The sequence below is a fragment of the Nocardia sp. NPDC003482 genome (assembly GCF_053588115.1).
Genome location: NZ_JBSFPI010000013.1, coordinates 196,768 through 216,028, shown reverse-complemented (window position 1 = coordinate 216,028; position 19,261 = coordinate 196,768). Strand labels below are relative to the sequence as shown.

14 protein-coding genes are annotated in these 19,261 nt (G+C 72.2%); 8 read left to right on the top strand and 6 right to left on the bottom strand.

Translation table 11 applies throughout. The annotated features are described in order from the left end of the window. Positions 1 to 25 precede the first annotated feature (25 nt). The 4 genes from ACWDSJ_RS22000 (at position 26) to ACWDSJ_RS21985 (ending at position 3,580) form a co-directional block, all read left to right on the top strand. The gene (locus tag ACWDSJ_RS22000) at positions 26 to 1,483 is read left to right on the top strand and encodes an MFS transporter (RefSeq protein WP_450033913.1); all 1,458 of its coding nucleotides are present in this window, start codon (positions 26 to 28) and stop codon (positions 1,481 to 1,483) included. A 79-nt stretch (positions 1,484 to 1,562) separates the two neighbouring features. Continuing rightward, a complete protein-coding gene (locus ACWDSJ_RS21995; protein WP_450033911.1) occupies positions 1,563 to 2,195 on the top strand; it encodes an urease accessory protein UreF in 633 nt (210 codons plus the stop codon). 22 nt (positions 2,196 to 2,217) lie between these two features. Beyond that, positions 2,218 to 2,940, top strand: coding sequence for an urease accessory protein UreG (gene ureG / locus ACWDSJ_RS21990; protein ID WP_450033909.1), 723 nt, complete (start codon positions 2,218 to 2,220; stop codon positions 2,938 to 2,940). Continuing rightward, positions 2,930 to 3,580: an urease accessory protein UreD gene (locus ACWDSJ_RS21985; RefSeq protein ID WP_450033907.1), complete on the top strand. Its 651-nt coding sequence runs from the start codon at positions 2,930 to 2,932 to the stop codon at positions 3,578 to 3,580. The genes ureG and ACWDSJ_RS21985 overlap by 11 nt, the downstream gene beginning before the upstream one ends. Before the next feature lie 69 nt (positions 3,581 to 3,649). Here the strand turns inward: ACWDSJ_RS21985 and ACWDSJ_RS21980 are convergent, their stop codons facing one another. The 3 genes from ACWDSJ_RS21980 to ACWDSJ_RS21970 form a co-directional block, all read right to left on the bottom strand. Then, positions 3,650 to 4,378, bottom strand: a complete 729-nt coding sequence (locus tag ACWDSJ_RS21980) for a hypothetical protein (RefSeq protein ID WP_387361035.1) — start codon at positions 4,376 to 4,378, stop codon at positions 3,650 to 3,652. A gap of 232 nt (positions 4,379 to 4,610) precedes the next feature. Next, on the bottom strand, positions 4,611 to 6,059 hold the full coding sequence (locus ACWDSJ_RS21975; protein WP_450033905.1) for an NAD(P)/FAD-dependent oxidoreductase: 1,449 nt from the start codon (positions 6,057 to 6,059) through the stop codon (positions 4,611 to 4,613). A gap of 68 nt (positions 6,060 to 6,127) precedes the next feature. After that, the gene (locus ACWDSJ_RS21970; RefSeq protein WP_387361039.1) at positions 6,128 to 6,790 is read right to left on the bottom strand and encodes a TetR/AcrR family transcriptional regulator; all 663 of its coding nucleotides are present in this window, start codon (positions 6,788 to 6,790) and stop codon (positions 6,128 to 6,130) included. A gap of 55 nt (positions 6,791 to 6,845) precedes the next feature. On the opposite strand from ACWDSJ_RS21970, the gene ACWDSJ_RS21965 reads away from it, so the two are divergent. Next, on the top strand, positions 6,846 to 8,297 hold the full coding sequence (locus ACWDSJ_RS21965) for a cytochrome P450 (RefSeq protein WP_450033903.1): 1,452 nt from the start codon (positions 6,846 to 6,848) through the stop codon (positions 8,295 to 8,297). A gap of 6 nt (positions 8,298 to 8,303) precedes the next feature. Here ACWDSJ_RS21965 and ACWDSJ_RS21960 read toward each other — a convergent pair whose 3' ends face one another. Together ACWDSJ_RS21960 and ACWDSJ_RS21955 are read right to left on the bottom strand one after the other, a co-directional pair. After that, positions 8,304 to 9,146 (bottom strand): tat pathway signal sequence, encoded by an 843-nt coding sequence (locus tag ACWDSJ_RS21960; RefSeq protein ID WP_450033954.1) that lies wholly within the window; start codon positions 9,144 to 9,146, stop codon positions 8,304 to 8,306. Between the two features lie 164 nt (positions 9,147 to 9,310). Further along, complete coding sequence (locus tag ACWDSJ_RS21955; protein WP_387361044.1) at positions 9,311 to 9,517, bottom strand: hypothetical protein; 207 nt, start codon at positions 9,515 to 9,517, stop codon at positions 9,311 to 9,313. 364 nt (positions 9,518 to 9,881) lie between these two features. Between ACWDSJ_RS21955 and recC the strand changes: the two genes are divergently transcribed. From recC to recD, 3 genes are all read left to right on the top strand, one after another. Further along, the gene (gene recC, locus ACWDSJ_RS21950; RefSeq protein WP_450033902.1) at positions 9,882 to 13,235 is read left to right on the top strand and encodes an exodeoxyribonuclease V subunit gamma; all 3,354 of its coding nucleotides are present in this window, start codon (positions 9,882 to 9,884) and stop codon (positions 13,233 to 13,235) included. Between the two features lie 104 nt (positions 13,236 to 13,339). Further along, positions 13,340 to 16,645, top strand: a complete 3,306-nt coding sequence (locus ACWDSJ_RS21945) for a UvrD-helicase domain-containing protein (RefSeq protein WP_450033952.1) — start codon at positions 13,340 to 13,342, stop codon at positions 16,643 to 16,645. Next, on the top strand, positions 16,642 to 18,522 hold the full coding sequence (gene recD, locus ACWDSJ_RS21940; protein ID WP_450033901.1) for an exodeoxyribonuclease V subunit alpha: 1,881 nt from the start codon (positions 16,642 to 16,644) through the stop codon (positions 18,520 to 18,522). Before ACWDSJ_RS21945 ends, recD begins: the two co-directional genes overlap by 4 nt. A gap of 6 nt (positions 18,523 to 18,528) precedes the next feature. Here the strand turns inward: recD and ACWDSJ_RS21935 are convergent, their stop codons facing one another. Next, positions 18,529 to 19,209 (bottom strand): TetR/AcrR family transcriptional regulator, encoded by a 681-nt coding sequence (locus ACWDSJ_RS21935; RefSeq protein WP_450033899.1) that lies wholly within the window; start codon positions 19,207 to 19,209, stop codon positions 18,529 to 18,531. Between the last annotated feature and the right edge of the window lie 52 nt (positions 19,210 to 19,261).

The window sequence follows — 19,261 nt, the reverse complement described above, 5'->3', positions numbered from 1 at the left end:
GTACGCGACTCGGAAAGGATAGGTGATGACGGGCATCGATACCCGCGAGATCGCGGTCCCTCGGCGCGCCCGGCTCGGTCTGGCCGTGCTGATCCTGCCCGTGCTGCTGGTGTCGATGGACATGTCGGTGCTGTTCCTGGCGATGCCGACGCTGACCTCCGCGCTGGATCCCACGGCGACCGAACAACTCTGGATCCTCGACATCTACGGCTTCCTCATCGCGGGCCTGCTCATCACGATGGGCAATCTCGGTGACCGGATCGGGCGGCGGACCATCCTGCTCGCGGGCGCGTCGGTGTTCGGGGCGGCCTCGGTGCTGGCGGCGTTCGCGCCGAATCCGGCGGTGCTCATCGCGGCGCGGGCGCTGATGGGGGTGGGCGGGGCGACCTTGCTGCCGTCGAGCCTGTCGCTGGTGTCGGTGCTGTTCCCGGAGCCGCGGGCGCGCGGGACGGCGATCGGGATCTGGACGGCGTTCTTCGCCGGGGGTTCGGCGGTCGGGCCGATTCTGGGTGGGCTGCTGCTGCACCAATTCTGGTGGGGCGCGGTGTTTTTGATCAATACGCCGGTGCTGCTGGTGTTGCTGGTGCTGGGGCCGTTCGTGCTGCCGGAGCAGCGCTCGGGGCGCGGGCCGCTGGATCTGCCGAGCGTGGCGCTGTCGATCGGCGGCATCCTGCCGGTGGTGTACGGGGTGAAGCGGGCGGCGGCCTCGGGGATCGATGTCGCGGCGGTGCTGGCGGCCGTGGTCGGGGTGGTCGTGCTCGTGGCGTTCGTGCGGCGGCAGCGGGTGCTCGACGAGCCGCTGGTGGATCTGTCGCTGTTCCGGCGCGGACTGTTCTCGGTGGCGATCGGATCCTCGACCGTGGGGATGATGTCGCTGGCGGGGATGAGCTATCTCACCAGCGTGTATCTGCAATCGGTGACCGGGCGCGACGCGCTGGCCGCCGCGGTGCTGGGGATTCCGCAGGCGGCCGTGGTGTTCGCGTGCTCGATGAGCGGATCGCGGGTGGCGCGGCGGCTGGGATCACGGGCCTCGTTCGTGCTCGCCCTGAGCGCCGCGGCGCTGGGCAACCTGTTGCTGTTCGGGCTGGGCGTGGACGGCGGCGTCGGCTGGTACGTGGCGGGTTCGACCGTCGCCGGTCTCGGGTACGGGGTGATGTTCACGCTCGTATCGGAGGTATCGGTGTCCTCGGTGCCCCCGGAGCGGGCGGGTTCGGCGGTGGGCATCTCCGAGACCAGCTTCGAACTGGGCAACGCCCTGGGCCTGTCGCTCCTGGGTTCGCTTGCGGCCCTGGTATTCCGGTCCGGCGGCGAATTCGCCGCAACCCTCGGCGAGACCGTCGAGCACGCCGAATCCAACCCCACCCTCCTGCACGCGGCCCGAGAGTCGTTCGTCACCGGCATGCACGCGGCCACCACGCTCGGCGCGGCCCTGCTCGCCGTGATGGCAGCCGTCGCGCTGGTGTGGGGTCGGGAACGACGGTGATCCCCCGCCGCGCCCCTGGTCCGGCGGTTGTGGGTGGGACGCCATAGGATCGGGGTGTGGGTGATCGGAGGGTGCGGCGATGAGTTTGGCGGTGCTGCTGGCGCTGGCGGATTCGCGGTTGCCGATCGGGGGACATGTGCATTCGGGTGGGGTGGAGGAGGCGATCGCGTCGGGGGTGGTGCGGGACACGGCCTCGGTGGAGACGTATCTGGCTCGGCGGGTGCGGACCTCGGGCCTGGTGGCGGCGTCGCTGGCGGCGGCGGTGTGCGCGGGGGAGTTGGCTTGCGGGCGGGCCGAATCGGAGGCCGACGCGCGCACGCCCGCCCCGGCCGCGCGGGCGGCGTCGCGGGCGCAGGGGCGCGGGCTGGCGCGACTGGCGAAACATGTGTGGCCGCAACATGATTGGCGTCCGGTCGGCGCGCGGCCGCATCTGTCGACGGTGTTCGGGGCGGTCGGCCGGGTCGCGGACGCGACGCCGGAGCAGATCGCGGGGGTGGTCGTCTACACCACCATGACCGGGGCGGCCACGGCCGCGCAGCGGTTGCTGGCCTTGGATCCCGCGGCCGTGGCCGCGAGCACCGTGCGCTTGGCCCCGCTGTGCGACGAGACCGCCGCGCTGGCGGTGAAAGGGCTTGCGGCCCTGTCGGATCCGTTGCAGGACGTGCTCGCCGAGCGGCACGTGCGCCGGGACATGCCGCTGTTCGCCTCGTGACACCTCGGAGAAAGGAACCCCCATGCCCCCACATCTGATCGACGGCGAGCCGCACGACCACGCCCACGATCGTCCCAAGCGCGAGCGCATCCCGGGCGAGCCGCTGCGGATCGGGATCGGCGGGCCGGTCGGCTCGGGCAAGACCGCGCTCGTCGCCGCGCTGTGCCGGCAGCTGCGCGAAGAGCTGTCGCTGGCCGTGCTGACCAACGACATCTACACCACCGAGGACGCCGACTTCCTGCGCCGCCACGCCGTGCTGCCGGACGAGCGCATCACCGCCGTGCAGACCGGCGGCTGCCCGCACACCGCGATCCGCGACGACATCACCGCCAATCTGGACGCCATCGACGATCTCGTCGAGGCCAATCCGCCGCTGGATCTCATCCTGGTCGAATCCGGCGGCGACAACCTCACCGCCACCTTCTCCTCGGGCCTGATCGACGTGCAGATCTTCGTGGTCGACGTGGCGGGCGGCGACAAGGTGCCGCGCAAGGGCGGGCCGGGCGTCACCTATTCGGATCTGCTGGTCATCAACAAGACGGATCTGGCCCCGCTGGTGGGCGCGGATCTGGCTGTGATGGAACGGGATTCGTCGGCGGTGCGCGAGGGCCGCCCGTTCGTGTTCACCTCGCTGACCGAGGATCCGGCCGCCACCCCCGTCCTGGAGTGGGTCCGCGAACAGCTGCGCCTGGTCGCCGAACACGACGCCGCCGGACCCGACGCGAGCGTCGCGGTTGCGCACTGAGCTCCGCATCCACGCCCGCCCCGGCCTGCTGCCCGACATTCACGCCGCGGGCGGCCTGGCGGCCCGGCGCACCGGACCCGAGACGGTGCACCTGATCGGCACGGCCGCGACCCCGCTCGGCGGCGACGAGGTGTTCGTCACCGTCGTCGTCGAGCCCGGGGCGCGCCTGATCGTGCGCTCGGTCGCCGCCACCCTCGCCCTCCCGGGACGGATCACGCGGAAGTCCGTGGCGCACTGGACCTTCGAGGTCGGCGGCGAGCTGGATTTCGATCCGGAACCGACCGTGGTCGCGGGCGGCGCGGATCACGAGAGCCGCACCCGCCTGACCCTCGGCGACCGCGCCCGCGTGCGCCTGCGCGAACGCGTCCAGATCGGCCGCTCCGGCGAGGAATCCGGTTGCTGGACAGGCGAATTCACCGCCGACGTCGGCGACGTCCCGCTGCTTCGTCATCGCCTCGAGCTGGGCGCGGACACCGCGACCGACGACCCCCTCGCCGCCCCGCGCGCCCTGGAGAGCGAACTCCGCTACCCGGACGACCGTCCCGCCGAGACAACCGGACTCACGGCGGCCCGCCTACCCCTCGCCGCCGGGGGGAGCCTCTACACGAGAACGTCCACCGGACTGACCCTCGTCGGTTGACCCTCGGTCCGAACACGCGAAAGGCGGGAGGCCGCCGGAAACGCCGCCTCCCGCCCATTCGTGCGTCGATCAGTCCCCGACCACGCGCGGGGGAGCGTTGAACGCGTTGACCGCGCCGACCACCGCACCCGCGGCGGCGCCCACCGCGGCGGCCGGGACGGCGATCACGCTCGCGCCCATGGCGGCCCCGAGGACCGGGCCCGCGACCACGCCGACCGGCATGAACGGCAGGCCGACGACGAGGCCGACCACACCGCCGACGAGCGCGCTGGTGGCCGCGATCGGGGTCGACATGGCCGCGCCCGCGATCGCGCCCTGGGCGGCCGTGCCGACGGTCTGACCCGCGATCCGGTCGGACCGGCTGCGCTCCATGCCCATCGAGTCCAGGAACGTCGCGAGGTTGGCCTCGGTCTGCGCGGCCTGATCGTTGATCTCGATGGCCTGTTCGCGGTCCATGCCCGCAGGCACGTCGACCTGGACGTCGCCGAAGCGGAACTTGTTGGGCGGCGGCGCGATCGGCGGCACCGGAGCCACGGGCCCCGGCGGGTGCAGCACCCCGACGGGCGCCAGATAGGAACGACTCGGCATGGCCCGCGCCGTCTGGAGCGAGCTGTAGGTGTCGTCCGGGATGTTCAGGCCCTCGTACGGCTGGACGTTGGGCGCCTCGACGGCGGGCCACTGCGCCGGGGCGTCCTGCGCCGCCGCCGCGTTCGACTCGGCGGGGGCGGCCTGCGCCGTCCCGCTGCCGACGATGGCCAATACCAGCGGAACCGCACCCGCCGCGACGGCGGTGCTCACCCGTTGCCGGTGTGGATTCGGGGCTCTGTGCTTACCTGCGGCCATAACGACCTTTCTTACTGGGATGTGTCGACGCCATGCATTCGGATCCGCAGGGGCTCCGGATGGGTGGAAAGCCGAACCGGTCGAAATGTCTTGGTATAGCTGGCAATTAGCCACTGTCGGCGAACCGGGACACGAAAAAGGCCGGAGCCCCGCCTCGGGACTCCGGCCTCGCTCGGTACTCGGGAATTCAGACCGCGCGTCGGCCCGCCGATGGACTCGGCGTCTGATTGGCGGCGGATTTGCTTGCCTCCGTGGCCCCTTCGCCCAACTCGTCGCGCACCTCGCGCTGATCGGACTCGTTGCCGTTGAGGGCCTCGAGCGCCAACCGCGCGAACACCCACTGTTCGGTGGCGGCCATCTGCCCGCGATTGCGGCCGAGGAAGGCCACGAACCACTGGAACACCGTGACCACCCGGCTGCGGTAGCCGATCAGGTAGTACAGATGCAGCACCAGCCACATCAGCCACGCGATGAACCCGCCGAACTCGAGCTTGCCGACCTGCGCCACCGCGGAGAACCGCGAGATGGTGGCCATGCTGCCCTTGTTGAAGTAGTGGAACGGCTTGCGCTGCTGCGGCGTCTGCTTGCCCTCGACCTCGGCCTTGATCTGCTTGGCCGCGTACGTCGCGCCCTGGATCGCGCCCTGCGCCTGACCGGGCACGCCCGGCACGGACATGAGGTCGCCGACCACGAAGACGTTCGGATGGCCCTTCACGGTGAGATCCGGTTCGACGATCACCCGTCCGGCCCGGTCCACCTCGGTGCCGTCGGACTGATCCGCGATCAGCTTGCCCAGTTCGCTGGCCTGCACGCCGGCCGACCACACCTTGCACGCGGCCTCGATGCGGCGCTGGCTGCCGTCCTTGTCCTTGACGACCACCCCGCGCGCGTCGACGTCGGTGACCATGGCGTTGAGCTGGATCTCCACGCCCATCTTCTCGAGCCGGCGTTGCGCGATCCCGCCGAGCTTGGGGCCCATCGGCGCGAGCACCGCGCCCGCGCCCTCGAGCAGCACCACCCGGGCGTCGCGCGGATCGATGTTGCGGAAGCAGCCCACCAGGGTGCGGTCGGCGAGTTCGGCGATCTGCCCGGCCAATTCGACGCCGGTGGGGCCCGCGCCCACGACCACGAAGGTCATGAACCGGTCGCGTTCCTCCTGCGTCTTGGCGACCTCGGCCTCCTCGAACGAGCCGAGGATGCGCGCGCGCAACTCCAGCGCGTCGTCGATGGTCTTCATGCCCGGCGCGTAGGTGGCGAAGCGGTCGTTGCCGAAATAGGACTGCTGCGCGCCCGTGGCGACGATGAGGCTGTCGAACGGGGTGACGGTGTCCTCGTTGAGCAGCCGCGAGGTGACGGTCTTCGCCGTCAGGTCGATGCCGTACACCTCGCCCAGGATCACCTGCGTGTTCTGCTGCTTGCGCAGCACGATCCGGGTGGCGGGCGCGATCTCGCCCGTGGACAGGATGCCGGTGGCGACCTGGTACAGCAGCGGCTGGAACAGGTGCGTGGAGGTCTTCGAGATCAGCACGACGTCGACATCCGCGTGCCGCAGATGCTTGCACGCGAACAAACCGCCGAAGCCGGATCCGATCACCACCACGCGATGGCGCCGGTTCTCGACAGTCTGTGTGGCCATCTTCGCTCCTCTGCCCCACCATTTCGTTCCAGGACTCGTCCAACGGTAGTCGGCATACCCACTTCGAGTCATTTCGATCGGGGATCGGCGAGTCCGCCGAGCGGTCCCACGAAACGATCCAGCCCGACCCCGGCCAGCGGCGGCCACAGGAACGCGGTGAGCCGGTCGACGAACTCCGCCCGATCGCGGTCGCGATGGCGCCCCCACTCCTCGGCGGACATGGTGATCGCGCCGACCGTCGCCGTCGCCCACACCCGCGCGGGCGCGGGATCGGCGTCGATCGCGCGCAGCATCCGGTCGAACACCCCGGTGGCCCAGTCCGCGGACCGGGCGAAGAACGGGCGGCCGTGGCCGTCGTCGGATTGCAGCCGCTGCATCAGCAGGTGATGCAGGCCGGGATTGCGGTCCACGAAGTCGGAGATCAGTTCGACCAAGGCGCGCAACAACTCCCGGCCCGGCAGCGGCCGGGCGAGGATCGCGTCGGCGGCGGCGATGATCGCCTCCATGTGCCGTTCGGCCAGCCCGTCGACGAGCGCGGGCAGATCGGGGAAGACCGCGTACACGGCCGTGCGCGCGTACCCGGCCTCGGTCGCCACCTCCGCGATGGTCAGGGAGGTCCCGGTGCGGGCGACGACCCGTTCGGCGGCGTCGAGGATCTCCGCGCGCCGGACCGCCGGATCGCGGGGCGGGCCCGGGGGCCGTCCGCGCTGCCGCGTTGTGTTGCTTGTCACAGACCTCACCCTACCGGTAATGTACAAGCTGTACTTTTGACGGAGGGTGTTGGTCATGGTCATCGTGGACCCCGGTGCCGACCGGGAGAACATCGATCTGTTCGAGATCCCCGACCGGCATCCGATCGATCGCCTCCTGCGCCGGGTCCCGGTCCGCGAGCGCACCCTCGCCGCGCCGCCGCCCGGCAGCGCGCTGCGCGTGGTCCGCGGCGACGACGGCCTGCCCGTCGTCGGGCGCACGCTGCACTATCTGCGCTGGGGTCCGGCCGAGATGGTGGACCGCTACCGCCGCTACGGACCGGTGAGCGTGAGCCGCGCGCTCGGCGTCGACCACGTCTTCGTCACCGGGCCGGAGGCCGTCGACGAGGTGATCGGCAAGCGCCGCAACGACTTCGGGCAGGGCTGGGACTACTACATCGGCTCGTTCTTCGGCCGCGGCCTGCTGCTGCTCGAGTTCGACGAGCACATGTTCCATCGGCGGATCATGCAGCAGGCGTTCACCCGCGACCGCCTCGAGGCGCATCTGGCCCACCTCGCGCCGGTCGTCGACGCGGCCATCGCGCGCTGGGTGCCCGGCACCGAACGCACGGTCCGGCTGTATCCCACGATCAAGGATCTGACCCTCGAGATCGCGGCGGAGACGTTCATGGGCGTGCACGCGGGTCCGGAGCGCAAGCGGCTGGGCGCGGCGTTCCTCGACTGTACGCACGCGGCCCTGGCGCTGATCCGCCGGCCGGTGCCGGGCAGTGCGTGGCGGGCGGGGCTGCGCGGGCGCGCGGTGCTCGAGGAGTACTTCACCCGCATGATCCCGGCCAAGCGCGCGTCGGACGGTGCGGACTTCTTCTCCGCGCTGTGCCACGCCCGCACCGAGGACGGCGCGGTGTTCTCCGACGCCGACGTGGTCAACCACATGATCTTCCTGATCATGGCCGCGCACGACACGACGACGACCACCGCCACCACGGTCGCCTACTATCTGGGCCGTCATCCGGACTGGCAGCGGCGGGTGCGGGCCGAGGCGCTCGCGCTGGCGGCGGCGACCGACGGCGCGCCGACCATCGCGGATCTGGATCGGCTGCGCGATCTGGATCTGGTGATCAAGGAATGCCTGCGCCTGGTGCCGCCGGTGCCGGGCCTGGTGCGCCGGGCGGTGCGCGACACCGAGATCGCCGGGCATTTCGTGCCCGCGGGCGTGCAGGTCGACGTCTCCTACGGCATGAACCACCTGCTGCCCGAATTGTGGACGCGCCCACAGCGTTTCGATCCGGAACGGTTCGCCGAGCCGCGCCGCGAGGACAAGTCGCACCGGCTGGCCTGGATGCCGTTCGGCGCGGGCGCGCACAAGTGCATCGGCATGCACTTCGGCATGTTCGAGGTGAAGGCCGTCATCGCCGCCATGGTCCGCGACTACGAGTGGCGCGTCCCCGACGACTACCTCATGCCGTGGGGATTCACCACCATCCCGTTCCCGCGCGACGGCGCGCCGATGTCGTTGCGCCGCCACTGAATCCGCTCAGCGGCCGGAGAACAGGATCTCCGCCACCCGGGTGGTGGTCTGCTCGCCGTCGGTGTACCCGCCCTGGTCGCCCAGGAAGTTCATGATGCCGAGGGTGTAGCGCTCGTCGGGGCCCGCGAAGCCGACCGAGTTGACCACCCAGCCGCCCTGCTCGTCGGACCAGCCGTTCTTCAGGCCGGGCCGCATGCCCGCGCCCGCGCCCCACACGCCCCAGTGCTGGTTGGTGTCGACGTGGCGCATCCGGTCGAGCAGGTAGGAGCGGTCGTCGGGGTGCATGCGGTCGAGCACGTTGTTCATCAGCCGGTCCAGATCGGCCGGGGTGCACTGCTGGAAACCCCAGTCCGGGAACGCGCGGCCGTTGGCCGGGGGGAACGGCGTCAGCGAGGTCATGCCGTTGGCGCGGAAGGCGTTGTTGAACGCCTGGTGGTCCGGGCCGGAGAACTTGGTCCACAGCACGTCGGCCGCGTTGTCGTTCGAGGTGGCCAGCATGGACTCCATGAGCCCGCGATCCTCCGGGGTCAGCACGATCGCGCCGACGCGGGCCCGGTTGAGCAGATCCTCGGCGATGGCCAGCTTGATGGTCGAGGCCGTCCAGAACGGGGTGTCGGCATTGCCGTTGCTGTGCACGGCCCCGGTGACGCGGTCGCGGACCACGTAGCCGACGACGCCGGGACGCCCGGACAGGTAGGCGTCGACCCGCTGGATGCGGCTGGTCATATCGCAGTCGAAGCCCTCGGCGCATCCCTCGGTCCGCATCGGGACCGCACCGGCCGGACCGGCCTGGAGGGCGGGCGCGCCCGCGAGGAAGACGACGGCGGCGGCGCAGGCGCCGGCGGCCATGCGCGTGGGTCGGGTGGCGCGCGCGGCGCCGCGTGGATAACGCACGAAAAGTGACAATAGCAAAGGTTCCGGACCCGCACGCCCCGCCCCCCGATCCGGGATGAACCAAAGTTTGTTGCGGCACAGCGGGTTTCGGCCATTGGGGGCGGGGGGTGAACGGAACCTCAGCGGAAGGCGGCCTGGAGTTCCTCGACGCTGCGGCCGTTGAGCCGGTAGCAGTGCTCGAACGCCTCCGTGTGCCGATCCCGGGGCCAGGCGTGCAGGACGACGGTGCGGCCGTAGTGGCGGGAGTTCACCAGCTCCCAGCGCTCGCCGACTCTGCGGACCGTGAACCCGGATCGGGGCATCAGGGGTGTCACCGTCGCTGTCATGAACCGAACCAGCCTTTCGAAAACGCTTCTCCCGTTGCCTCGCAGAGCACTGTGGCACACGCTCGCCCGGCATTCGGGCTGACACGCGGAGGCGAATCGCGGACGAGGGGGTGCCCGGGAGGTTCGCGCGGATTCTGTTGTGTTGCTGAAAATTTGGTATTTGTCCAGCTGTGTCGGCAAAGCTCTGGTGAAGCCGTCTTGCGGAGCGGTTGCTCGTCTCGTACCACCTGGTATGTGGCCGAAAGTCCGAGTCGTGCCGGGGTCGCGGCCCGTCGAGTTTGTAGGATCGGCCGACGACAGGCAACCACGGGGCATCCGGCGGGCGGGCGCGGGGGACGGCACCGGCGAAGCAGAGAGGCGGCCGATGGCGCTGCACATCCACCGAGCCGAGCGGGCGGCGACGCTCGCCGACGAGCTCGCGGCTGTGCTGTCGACCCCGCTCGACGATCCCTTCGCGGCCGAACTCGTCGCGGTGCCCGCCAAAGGCGTCGAGCGCTGGCTCACCCAGCGACTCTCCCGGGTACTGGGGGCCGTTGCGGGAGACGGCGTTTCGGCGAACATCGCCTTCCCGACCCCGGCCGCGCTCGTCGCCGACGTGCTCGCCGCGGCCACCGGCGTCCCCGCCGACGAGGATCCCTGGGCCCCGCAACGCCTGGTCTGGACGCTGCTGCGCGTGATCGACGAGGCGCTGCCCGAACCGTGGGCGGCCCTGCTCGCCCGCCATCTCGGCGACGGGGACCGCCCCACCCATCGCGCGGGCCGCCGCTACGCCACGGCCGCCCGGATCGCCGCCCTCTTCGACTCCTACGCCACCCAGCGCCCGGCCCTGCTCGCCGAGTGGACCGCCGGCCGCGACACCGACGGCCGCGGCCACCCGCTGCCCGAGGATCTGGCCTGGCAACCGGAGCTGTGGCGACGCCTGCGCGCCACCATGACGACGCCCAGCCCCGCCGAACGCCTGGCCGCGGCGTGCGAAACCCTGTGCGCCCGGCCCGAATCCGTGAGCCTCCCGCCCCGGCTGTCGCTGTTCGGCCTCCCGCGGCCGAGCACCGATCAACTCGCCGTCCTCGCCGCGCTGGCGGCGCATCGCGAGGTGCACCTGTGGCTTCCGCACCCGAGCCCGGCCCTGTGGGCGAAACTCGCCGGGTCCGCTGCCGTGCCGGAGGCGATCCCCCGGGCGGCCGACGACAGCGCGCTGCTCGTCGCGCATCCCTTGCTGGCGGCGCTGGGCCGGGACGTGCGGGAGCTGCAAGCGCGGCTGCGGGGAGTCGAGGCCGTCGATGTTCATCATCCCGGCGCGGACGAAAGCCGTTCCCGCACACTGCTTTCCGAGCTGCAAGCGTCCATGGCCGAGGATCGCTGGCCGCCCGTGGCCGATCCGGTCCTGGTGGACGGGACCGTCCAGGTGCACGCGTGCCACGGCCCGGCCCGGCAGGTCGAGGTGCTGCGGGAGGTGCTGCTGGGGGTCTTCGCGGCCGATCCCACACTGGAACCCCGCGACGTGGTGGTGCTCTGCCCGGACGTGGAGGGTTTCGCGCCGCTGGTGCGGGCGGCGTTCGGGCAGTGGCAGGGCGAGCCGGGCGCGGCGGCGCATCCCGCGCACGGGCTGCGGGTGCGGTTGGCGGATCGGTCCTCGGGCGAGGGCAATCCGGTGGCGGCGGTGCTCGAGGATCTGCTCGGGCTGGCCGACGGTCGGGTGACGGTCACCCAGGTCCTGGACCTGGCCGCCGCGGAACCCGTGCGCCTCCGGTGCGGCTTCGACGACGACGATATCGAGCGGCTGCGCGAGTGGGCGGCCGAGACCGGCGCGCGGTGGGGGATCGGGCAGCGGCAGCGGCAGGCGTTCGGGCTCGGGGAGTTCGCGCAGAACACGCTGAACGCGGCCGTCGACCGGATCCTGCTCGGCGTCGCGGCGGGCGAATCCTCCGAGGACTGGCTCGATCTGGCGTTGCCGCTCGAGGACGTCGACTCCGCGGACGTCGATCTGGCCGGGCGGTTCGCGGAGTTCACCGACCGGCTCGCGGTGTGCGTGCGGGACCTGCGCGGGCCCACGCCCGCCGAACCCGCGGGCTCCGCGCGACCCGCGCACGAATGGGCCCAGGTGCTCGCCCGCGCGCTGGACCTGCTCACCGACACCACCTACGCGCAGTCGTGGCAGGGCGTGGAGGCCCGGCGGGAGGTGGCGACCGCGCTCGAACACGCCGGTGCGGTGCCGCTGCGCCTGCCCGATATCGCGGCGCTGCTGCGCGACCGGCTCGCCGGGCGCGGGACGCGCACCAACTTCCGCACCGGCGAGCTGACGGTGTGCGCGCTGTCGCCGTTGCGCTGGGTGCCGCATCGGGTGGTGGTGCTGCTCGGGCTCGACGACGAGGTCTTCCCCCGGCAGGGCGGCGTGGACGGCGACGACGTGCTGTCGCGCGAACCCCTTGTGGGCGAACGGGATCCGCGCGGCGAGGACCGGCAGCTGCTGCTCGACGCCGTCCTGGCGGCGCGCGAGCGGCTGATCGTGCTGCACACCGGCGCGGACCCGGTGAGCGGAGCGCACCGGCCCCCGGCCATCCCGGTCGCCGAACTCCTCGACACACTGACGGCCCTGACGGGTACGCTCGACGGAGTGGTGACGCGACATCCGTTGCAGCCCTTCGACATTCGCGACTTCGCGGCGGACCGGCCGTTCAGCTTCGACACCGTCGCCCTCGCGGGCGCCCGCGCGGCCACCGCCCCCGTACAACCCGAACGCGCCTTCCTGCCCGGCCCGCTCGCCGCGCCCGCGCGCGCGGATGTCGAACTGGCCGAACTGGTCTCGTTCGCCGAACATCCCGTGCGCGCGTTCCTCTGGCAGCGGCTCGGCATCCGCGTGCCCGAGGAAGAGGAGGAGATCGACGAGCGGCTGCCCATCGAACTCGACGGCCTCACCAAATGGAATATGGGCGAGCGCATGCTGTCGGCGCGGCTCAACGGCGCGGATCCGGCGGCGCTGCGGGCGGCCGAGTGGCGGCGCGGCACCCTGCCCCCGTTCGGACTCGGCGCGGCGGTGCTCGGCGAGGTCGAGGACACCGTGGACCGGCTGGTCCGGGTGGCGCGCCCGATCCACGAGATCCCCGCCCGCACGGTCGATGTGCTGGTCGATCTCGGCGACGGCCGGCTGCTCAGCGGCACCGTCCCCGACGTGCACGACGACGCGGTGGTGCGCACCACCTTCTCCCGCCTCGCCCCCAAACACCGCCTCGCCGCGTGGGTGCGCCTGCTGGCCCTGGCCGCCACCGAACGCGACCGGAGCTGGCGCGCGCTCACCATCGGCCGCGGGCGCTTCCACCGCCCGGCCTGGCGTTCCACCCTCACCGCCCCGAATGCCGCGGCGGCGCAGGCGATCCTGCGCGAACTGGCCGATCTGCGCGACGAGGGCCTGACCGAACCGCTGCCGATCACCCCCACCGCGTCGGCGGTGTACGCGGAGCGCCGCTGCCAGGGCGCGAGCGTCGAGGACGCCCGCCTCGCCGCCGAACAGGAATTCCTCGGCGGCCCCAACGGCCCCAAACCCTTCGGCGACCACACCGACCGCTACCTGCGCTACGTCTGGGGGCCCGCCCCCCGCCTCGACCAGTTCGACGCGCCGCTGACCGCGCCCGACCCGCACGGCGAGACCACCCGCTTCGCCGCCCTGGCCCGCCGGGTCTGGAATCCCTTGCTGGCCAACGAGTCCCAGGGGGCGCCGTGACCGAGGAACTGTTCTCCGTCGGCGATATCGAGGCGCCCCGTCCCCGCCGTCGCCCGGCCCATCGCCACCCCGTCCCCAAACCGGAGACGGTGGAACTGTTCCCGGTGGCCGAGGAACCGGCGCCGAGCGGTGCCACGTTCGAACTGTGCGGCGAACTGCCCACCGGCACAACGGTTCTGGAGGCCAGCGCGGGCACCGGCAAGACCTACGCCATCGTCGGGCTCGCCGTGCGGTTCGTCGCCGAGGCGGGGATCGACATCTCCGAACTGCTGCTGGTGACGTTCAGCCGGGCCGCCACCCAGGAACTGCGGGAACGGACCCGCGACCGGTTCGTGGCAGTCGCGGCGGGGCTGGCCGACCCGGACGCCGCGCGCGGCAGCGCCGACGAGCTGATCCGGCATCTCGCGCAGGGGGATTCGGACCGGGTGGCCCGGCGACGCGCCCGGTTGATGGCCGCGCTGTCGGACTTCGACTCCGGGACCATCGTGACCACGCACAGCTTCTGCCAGCGCATGCTCGACGAACTGGGGCTGGCGGGGGAGCACGATCCCGGGGTGCGGCTCGTGGACGGGATCGAGGATCTCGTGGCGAACGTGGTGGAGGATCTGTACCTGGTCCGCTACGCGCGCGGCGGGGCCCCGTTCACGGTGAAGGAGGCGCATCAGCTGGCGACCGCGGCCGTGGGGGATCGGCACGCGCGGCTGGTGCCCGACGAGGAGATCGGGGACCATCCGGCCTCGGAGCGAGTGGCGTTCGCCACCGCGGTGCGCGCGGAAACCGAACGGCGCAAACGGCTTTCGGGCATCCGCGACTTCGACGATCTGCTGGTGCTGCTGCACGACGTGCTCGCCGATCCGGCGCACGGCGACCGCGCCTGCCGCCGCATCCGCGACCGCTACCGGGTGGCGCTGGTCGACGAGTTCCAGGACACCGACCCGCTGCAATGGGACATCCTGCGCCGCGCCTTCCACGGCCACACCACCCTCGTCCTGGTCGGCGACCCCAAACAGGCCATCTACGCCTTCCGCGGCGCGGAGGTGCTCAGCTATCTCGACGCCGTCGCGCACGCCGACGCCCGCCGCGAACTGACCACCAACCGGCGCAGCGACGCCGGACTGCTCACCGCCCTCGAGCACGTCATGGGCGGTGCGGCGCTGGGGCACAAGGAGATCGCCGTCCACCCGGTGCACGCCGTCCGCCCGGCGACCCGGCTGCACGGCCCGGAACCCACGATTCCCCTGCGGCTCAGATACTTTCGCCGTAGCGGCGCCGGGCCGCTCAACGGCGCGGGCTTCCCCACGGTCGGGCGGCAGCGGTCGCGCGTCGCCGAGGACCTGGCCGCCGAGATCGTCCGCCTGCTCGACTCCGGCACCCGCATCGACGACCGTCCGCTGGGCCCCGGCGATATCGCGGTCCTGGTCCGCACCCGCTCCCAGATCGATGTCGTGCGCGCGGCCCTGGACGGCGTCGGCGTGGCCTCGGTGCTGGCGGGCGGCGCGAGCGTCTTCGCCACCCGCAGCGCCACCGACTGGCTGTGGCTGCTGCGCGCCCTCGAACAGCCCCATCGCGCCGACCGCGTCCGCCTGGCCGCGGGCACCCCGCTGCTCGGGCTGGCCGCCGACGAGATCGACGGCGGCGGAGCCGATCTCGTCGGCCGGCTCAGCGCCCAGTTGCGCGACGCGGCCCGGCTGTTCACCCGCGCGGGCTTCGCCGCCGTCTACGAGAAGCTCGCCGCCGAAACACGTTTGGCGCCGCGGCTGCTGGCCGTCGCGGGCGGCGAACGCCGCCTCACCGACCTGCGGCACATCGCCCAGCTGCTCGACCGCGTCGCGTTGCGCGAATCGCTGGGACTGACCGCCCTCACCCGCTGGCTCGCCGATCGGGTGCGCGACCCCGCCTCAGGGGCCGTCGCCGACCGCAGCCGCCGCCTCGATCGCGACGCGGCCGCCGTGCAGATCGCGACCGTGCACGCCAGCAAGGGCCTGGAATTCCCGGTGGTCTACCTGCCGTTCGCGTGGGACAGCGCCAAGAACCCCAACCCGGCGACGCTGCTGTTCCACGACGGCCCCGACCGCGCCCTGGACGTCGGCGGACCCGAGGCCCCCGGCTACGCCGACCGCAAACGCCGCTGCGAGACCGAGGAGGCGGGCGAGGAACTGCGCCTGCTGTACGTGGCGCTGACCCGCGCGCAATGCCAGGTCGTCGCCTGGTGGGCCCCCGCCTACGGCACCACCTTCGCGCCCCTGCACCGGATGATCCTGGGCCGTTCGCCCGGCGCGGCCGAGGTGCCGGGCCGGGTCGAGGTGCCGCTGGACGACATTGTGGCCGAACAGCTCTCGGACTGGGCGGCCGCCGCGCACGGCGTGGTCGCGGTCGAACAGGTCCGTACGATCCCGCCCGTGCGGCCGCGCTGGGACCGCGAACAGGCCGAGGTCGGCGCGCTGGCCGCGGCCGTGTTCGACCGGGCGATCGATCACGACTGGCGGCGCACCTCCTACTCCGCGCTCACCGCCGCCGCCCACGACATCCACCCCCGCGAGGCCGACGAAACCCCCGGCGGCTCCGACGAACCCGCCGCCCCCGCCGCCGACACCCTCGACATCCCCGAGTTCGCCGGTGCCGCACCGTCGTTGATGAACGCCCTGCCCTACGGCGCGGACTTCGGCACCCTCGTGCACGGCGTCCTCGAGCACGTGAACACCGACGCCCCCGACCTCGCCGCCGAGGTCCGCGCCCGCTGCGACCACGCCGTGGCCGAACTCCTCGCCGACATCGACACCGAGATCCTGAGCTCCGCCCTGCTCGCCGTCCTGCACACCCCACTGGGCGTGGGCCGCCTCGCCGACATCGCCACGCGCGACCGCCTCAACGAACTCGATTTCGAACTCCCCCTCGCGGGCGGCGACACCCCCACCGCCGAGCGAATCACATTGCGCCGCATCGCCGATCTGCTGGCCGCCCACCTCGCCCCCGGCGACCCCTTCGCCGACTACGCCCGCCGCCTCGCCACCCTCGACGACGTCCCGCTGCGCGGGTATCTCACCGGCAGCATCGACGCTGTGCTCCGGGTCGACGGCCCCCGGTTCGTCGTCGTCGACTACAAGACCAACCGTCTCGGCACCGGCGACCTCACCGTCGCCCACTACACCCGGGACCGCATGGCCGAGGAGATGATGCGCTCCCACTACCCGTTGCAGGCCATCCTCTATTCCGTTGCCCTGCATCGTTTCCTGCGCTGGCGACTGCCCGCCTACGACCCCGCCCGCCACCTCGGCGGCATCCGCTACCTGTTCGTGCGCGGCATGATCGGCCCCGAAACCCCGCCCGGCTGCGGCGTTTTCGACTGGGACCCGCCCGTCGCCCTCATCGAGGAGTTGTCGGAGCTGCTGGCGGGTCGGGTGACGCGATGACCGCCATCCAGTTGGCGCAGCGGGCCTCGGGGCTGTTGCGGGTGTTCAACGCGGCCGGGGTGTTGTCGGCCGCCGATGTGCACGTCGCGGTGCGGCTCGGGCGGCTGGGGCGGGAGGAGCGGGAGACGGTGCTGCTGGCGGCGGCTCTGGCGGTGCGGGCAGTGCGGTCGGGGTCGGTGTGCCTGGAGCTGCCGCGCATGCGCGAGATCGGCGTGGACGGGGAGGGATTCGACGCCGACGATCCCGACGCCATCGATCCCGCGACGCTGCCGTGGCCCGAGGTGGAGGACGTGCTCGCCGCCCTGCGGACCAGTCCGCTCGTGCAGGGCGGTCCCGCCGGGCCGCTGCGCCCGTTGCGGCTGGTCGAACCCGGCGCCGGGGGCGCGCTGCTGTACCTGGACCGGTACTTCCGGCAGGAGCAGACCATTCGCGAGGCGCTCACCGCCCGCGCGACCGGGCATCCGCTCATCGACCCGGAAACCGTTCGGCGACAACTGGATCGATTGTTCCCCGACTCGCATCGCCCCGGCGAGCCGCCGGATCGGCAGCGCGTCGCCGCCGCGCTGGCCGCCACGCACTGGACCACCGTCGTGGCGGGCGGACCGGGCACCGGCAAGACCCACACCATCGCCCGCATCCTGGCCCTGCTCGTGGCCTTGCAGCGCGCGATCCCGGGCGCGCCCGCGCCCCGCATCGCGCTGGCCGCCCCGACCGGCAAGGCCGCGGCCCGGTTGCAGGAATCGGTCCGCGAACAGGCCGGGGATCTGGACCTGCCGGAGCTGACCGCCGCAACCCTGCACCGGCTGCTGGGCTGGCAGCGCGGCGGCGCGACCCGGTTCCGGCATCACGAGTTCAACCGGCTCCCGTACGACGTCATCGTCGTCGACGAGACCTCGATGGTGTCGCTCACCATGATGAGCCGCCTGCTGCCCGCCGTCCGGCCCGATACCCGGCTCGTCCTCGTGGGCGATCCCGATCAGCTCGCCTCCGTCGACGCGGGCGCGGTCCTGGCCGATCTGGTCGCGGGACCCGTTGTCGCGCAACCCAATCCGGTGCTGGACCGGATTCTCGGCGCGGAGGAGGACATCGCCCATCCCGACGCGCTGACCCGGCGCGAACGGGATCGACTGCGCGGCGGCATCATTCGCCTCACCCGGGGCCGCCGCTTCGGCGGCCGCATCGCCGACCTCGCGGTCGCCGTGCGCGCGGGCGACGCCGACACCGCCGTGGCCCTGCTCGCCGAGGGCGGCGACGACCTGGCGCTGTGCGATCCCGACGAGATCACCGACGTGCGCGCCGATGTCATCGATACCGCCCGCGCCGCGACCGCCGCCGCCGAACGCGGTGACGGGGCCGCCGCGCTGGCCGCCATGGAATCGCACCGCCTGCTGTGCGCGCACCGCCAGGGCCGCTACGGCGTCGAGCACTGGGACCGCCTCGCCGCGGGCTGGGTCGCGGGCGCTGGCATCGGCGCGGAAACTGCTGCCGCCCAATGGTTTCCGGGTCAGCCGCTGCTGGTCACCGCCAACGATCACGAGGCCCGCATCTACAACGGCGACACCGGCGTCATCGTGCGCGCCCCCGACGGCACGCTGCGCGCCGCCCTGCAACGCGGCAGCGAACCGTATCTCGTCCACCCCACCCAATTCCCCGGCGTCACAACGGTGTACGCCATGACCATCCATCGCAGCCAGGGCAGCCAGTACGGGACGGTCTCGGTGGTCCTGCCCGGGCCGGAATCGACCCTGCTCACCCGGGAGCTCCTCTATACCGCCATCACCCGCGCCCGGCATCGTGTCCGGATCATCGGCTCCGAGGAGGCGATCCGCGCCGGTATCGGGCGTCGGGTGCTGCGCGCGAGCGGGCTGCGGTCCTGACGCGAATCACTGTTCGCCGTCGAAGATTCCGGGCAGGGTCAGCGCCAGTTCCACATCCGCGCGGCGGCCGAGGGTGACCAGCACGCTGCGGATCATGGTCAGCCGGGCGGCCGCCAGCTCCTCGGGGCTCGGGTCGGTGATCGAGAGCCGGTAGACCACGAACTCGCACACCTGCAACGCCGTATCCAGATCCAGCGGCGTCGGGAGCGGACGCCCGAGCTCGGTGAGCTTCTTGCGCACCAACGCCCGGATGTCGTCGAACGCCTCCTCCCGGTAGGCCGAGACCGGCGACCCCGGATCGTGCAGTTCCGCGAACACAGGCCGCAACATGGGCCCGTGCCCGCGTGCCCAGTCCAGATAGGCGTCGATGATGCCGATACCCAGGCGCACCGGCTCGGGGGAACCCGCCAGGGCCGCGCCGATCCCCCCGACCAGCCCCTCGTTCGAGGCCGTGAGCAGCGCGTGCAACGGCTCCTCCGCGTTACCGAAGTAGCGGTAGAACGTGGGCCGGGAGATGCCCGCCCGCTCGATGATCCGCGCCACGCTCAACCCGCGCGACCCGTGTTCGGTGAACACCGCCGCCGCGGCCAGCACGATCCGCGCCCGCACCTCGTCGGCCTGCTCGGGCGTCTGCGGCGGTCGGCCCCGGCGCGGACTGTGAGAGGTGACCACCGTGTCGTCGGGCATCTGTGGTTCCTCCTCGACGGCTTGACAACACGCCTGTGACGCCTATTAATTT

Coding starts and splice junctions, on each gene's coding strand:
- ACWDSJ_RS21960 (WP_450033954.1), bottom strand. CDS start 9,146: ATGGCCGCCGGCGCCTGCGCCGCCGCCGTCGTCTTCCTCGCGGGCGCG.
- ureG (WP_450033909.1), top strand. CDS start 2,218: ATGCCCCCACATCTGATCGACGGCGAGCCGCACGACCACGCCCACGAT.
- ACWDSJ_RS22000 (WP_450033913.1), top strand. CDS start 26: ATGACGGGCATCGATACCCGCGAGATCGCGGTCCCTCGGCGCGCCCGG.
- ACWDSJ_RS21995 (WP_450033911.1), top strand. CDS start 1,563: ATGAGTTTGGCGGTGCTGCTGGCGCTGGCGGATTCGCGGTTGCCGATC.
- ACWDSJ_RS21975 (WP_450033905.1), bottom strand. CDS start 6,059: ATGGCCACACAGACTGTCGAGAACCGGCGCCATCGCGTGGTGGTGATC.
- ACWDSJ_RS21935 (WP_450033899.1), bottom strand. CDS start 19,209: ATGCCCGACGACACGGTGGTCACCTCTCACAGTCCGCGCCGGGGCCGA.
- recD (WP_450033901.1), top strand. CDS start 16,642: ATGACCGCCATCCAGTTGGCGCAGCGGGCCTCGGGGCTGTTGCGGGTG.
- ACWDSJ_RS21955 (WP_387361044.1), bottom strand. CDS start 9,517: ATGACAGCGACGGTGACACCCCTGATGCCCCGATCCGGGTTCACGGTC.
- ACWDSJ_RS21965 (WP_450033903.1), top strand. CDS start 6,846: ATGGTCATCGTGGACCCCGGTGCCGACCGGGAGAACATCGATCTGTTC.
- recC (WP_450033902.1), top strand. CDS start 9,882: ATGGCGCTGCACATCCACCGAGCCGAGCGGGCGGCGACGCTCGCCGAC.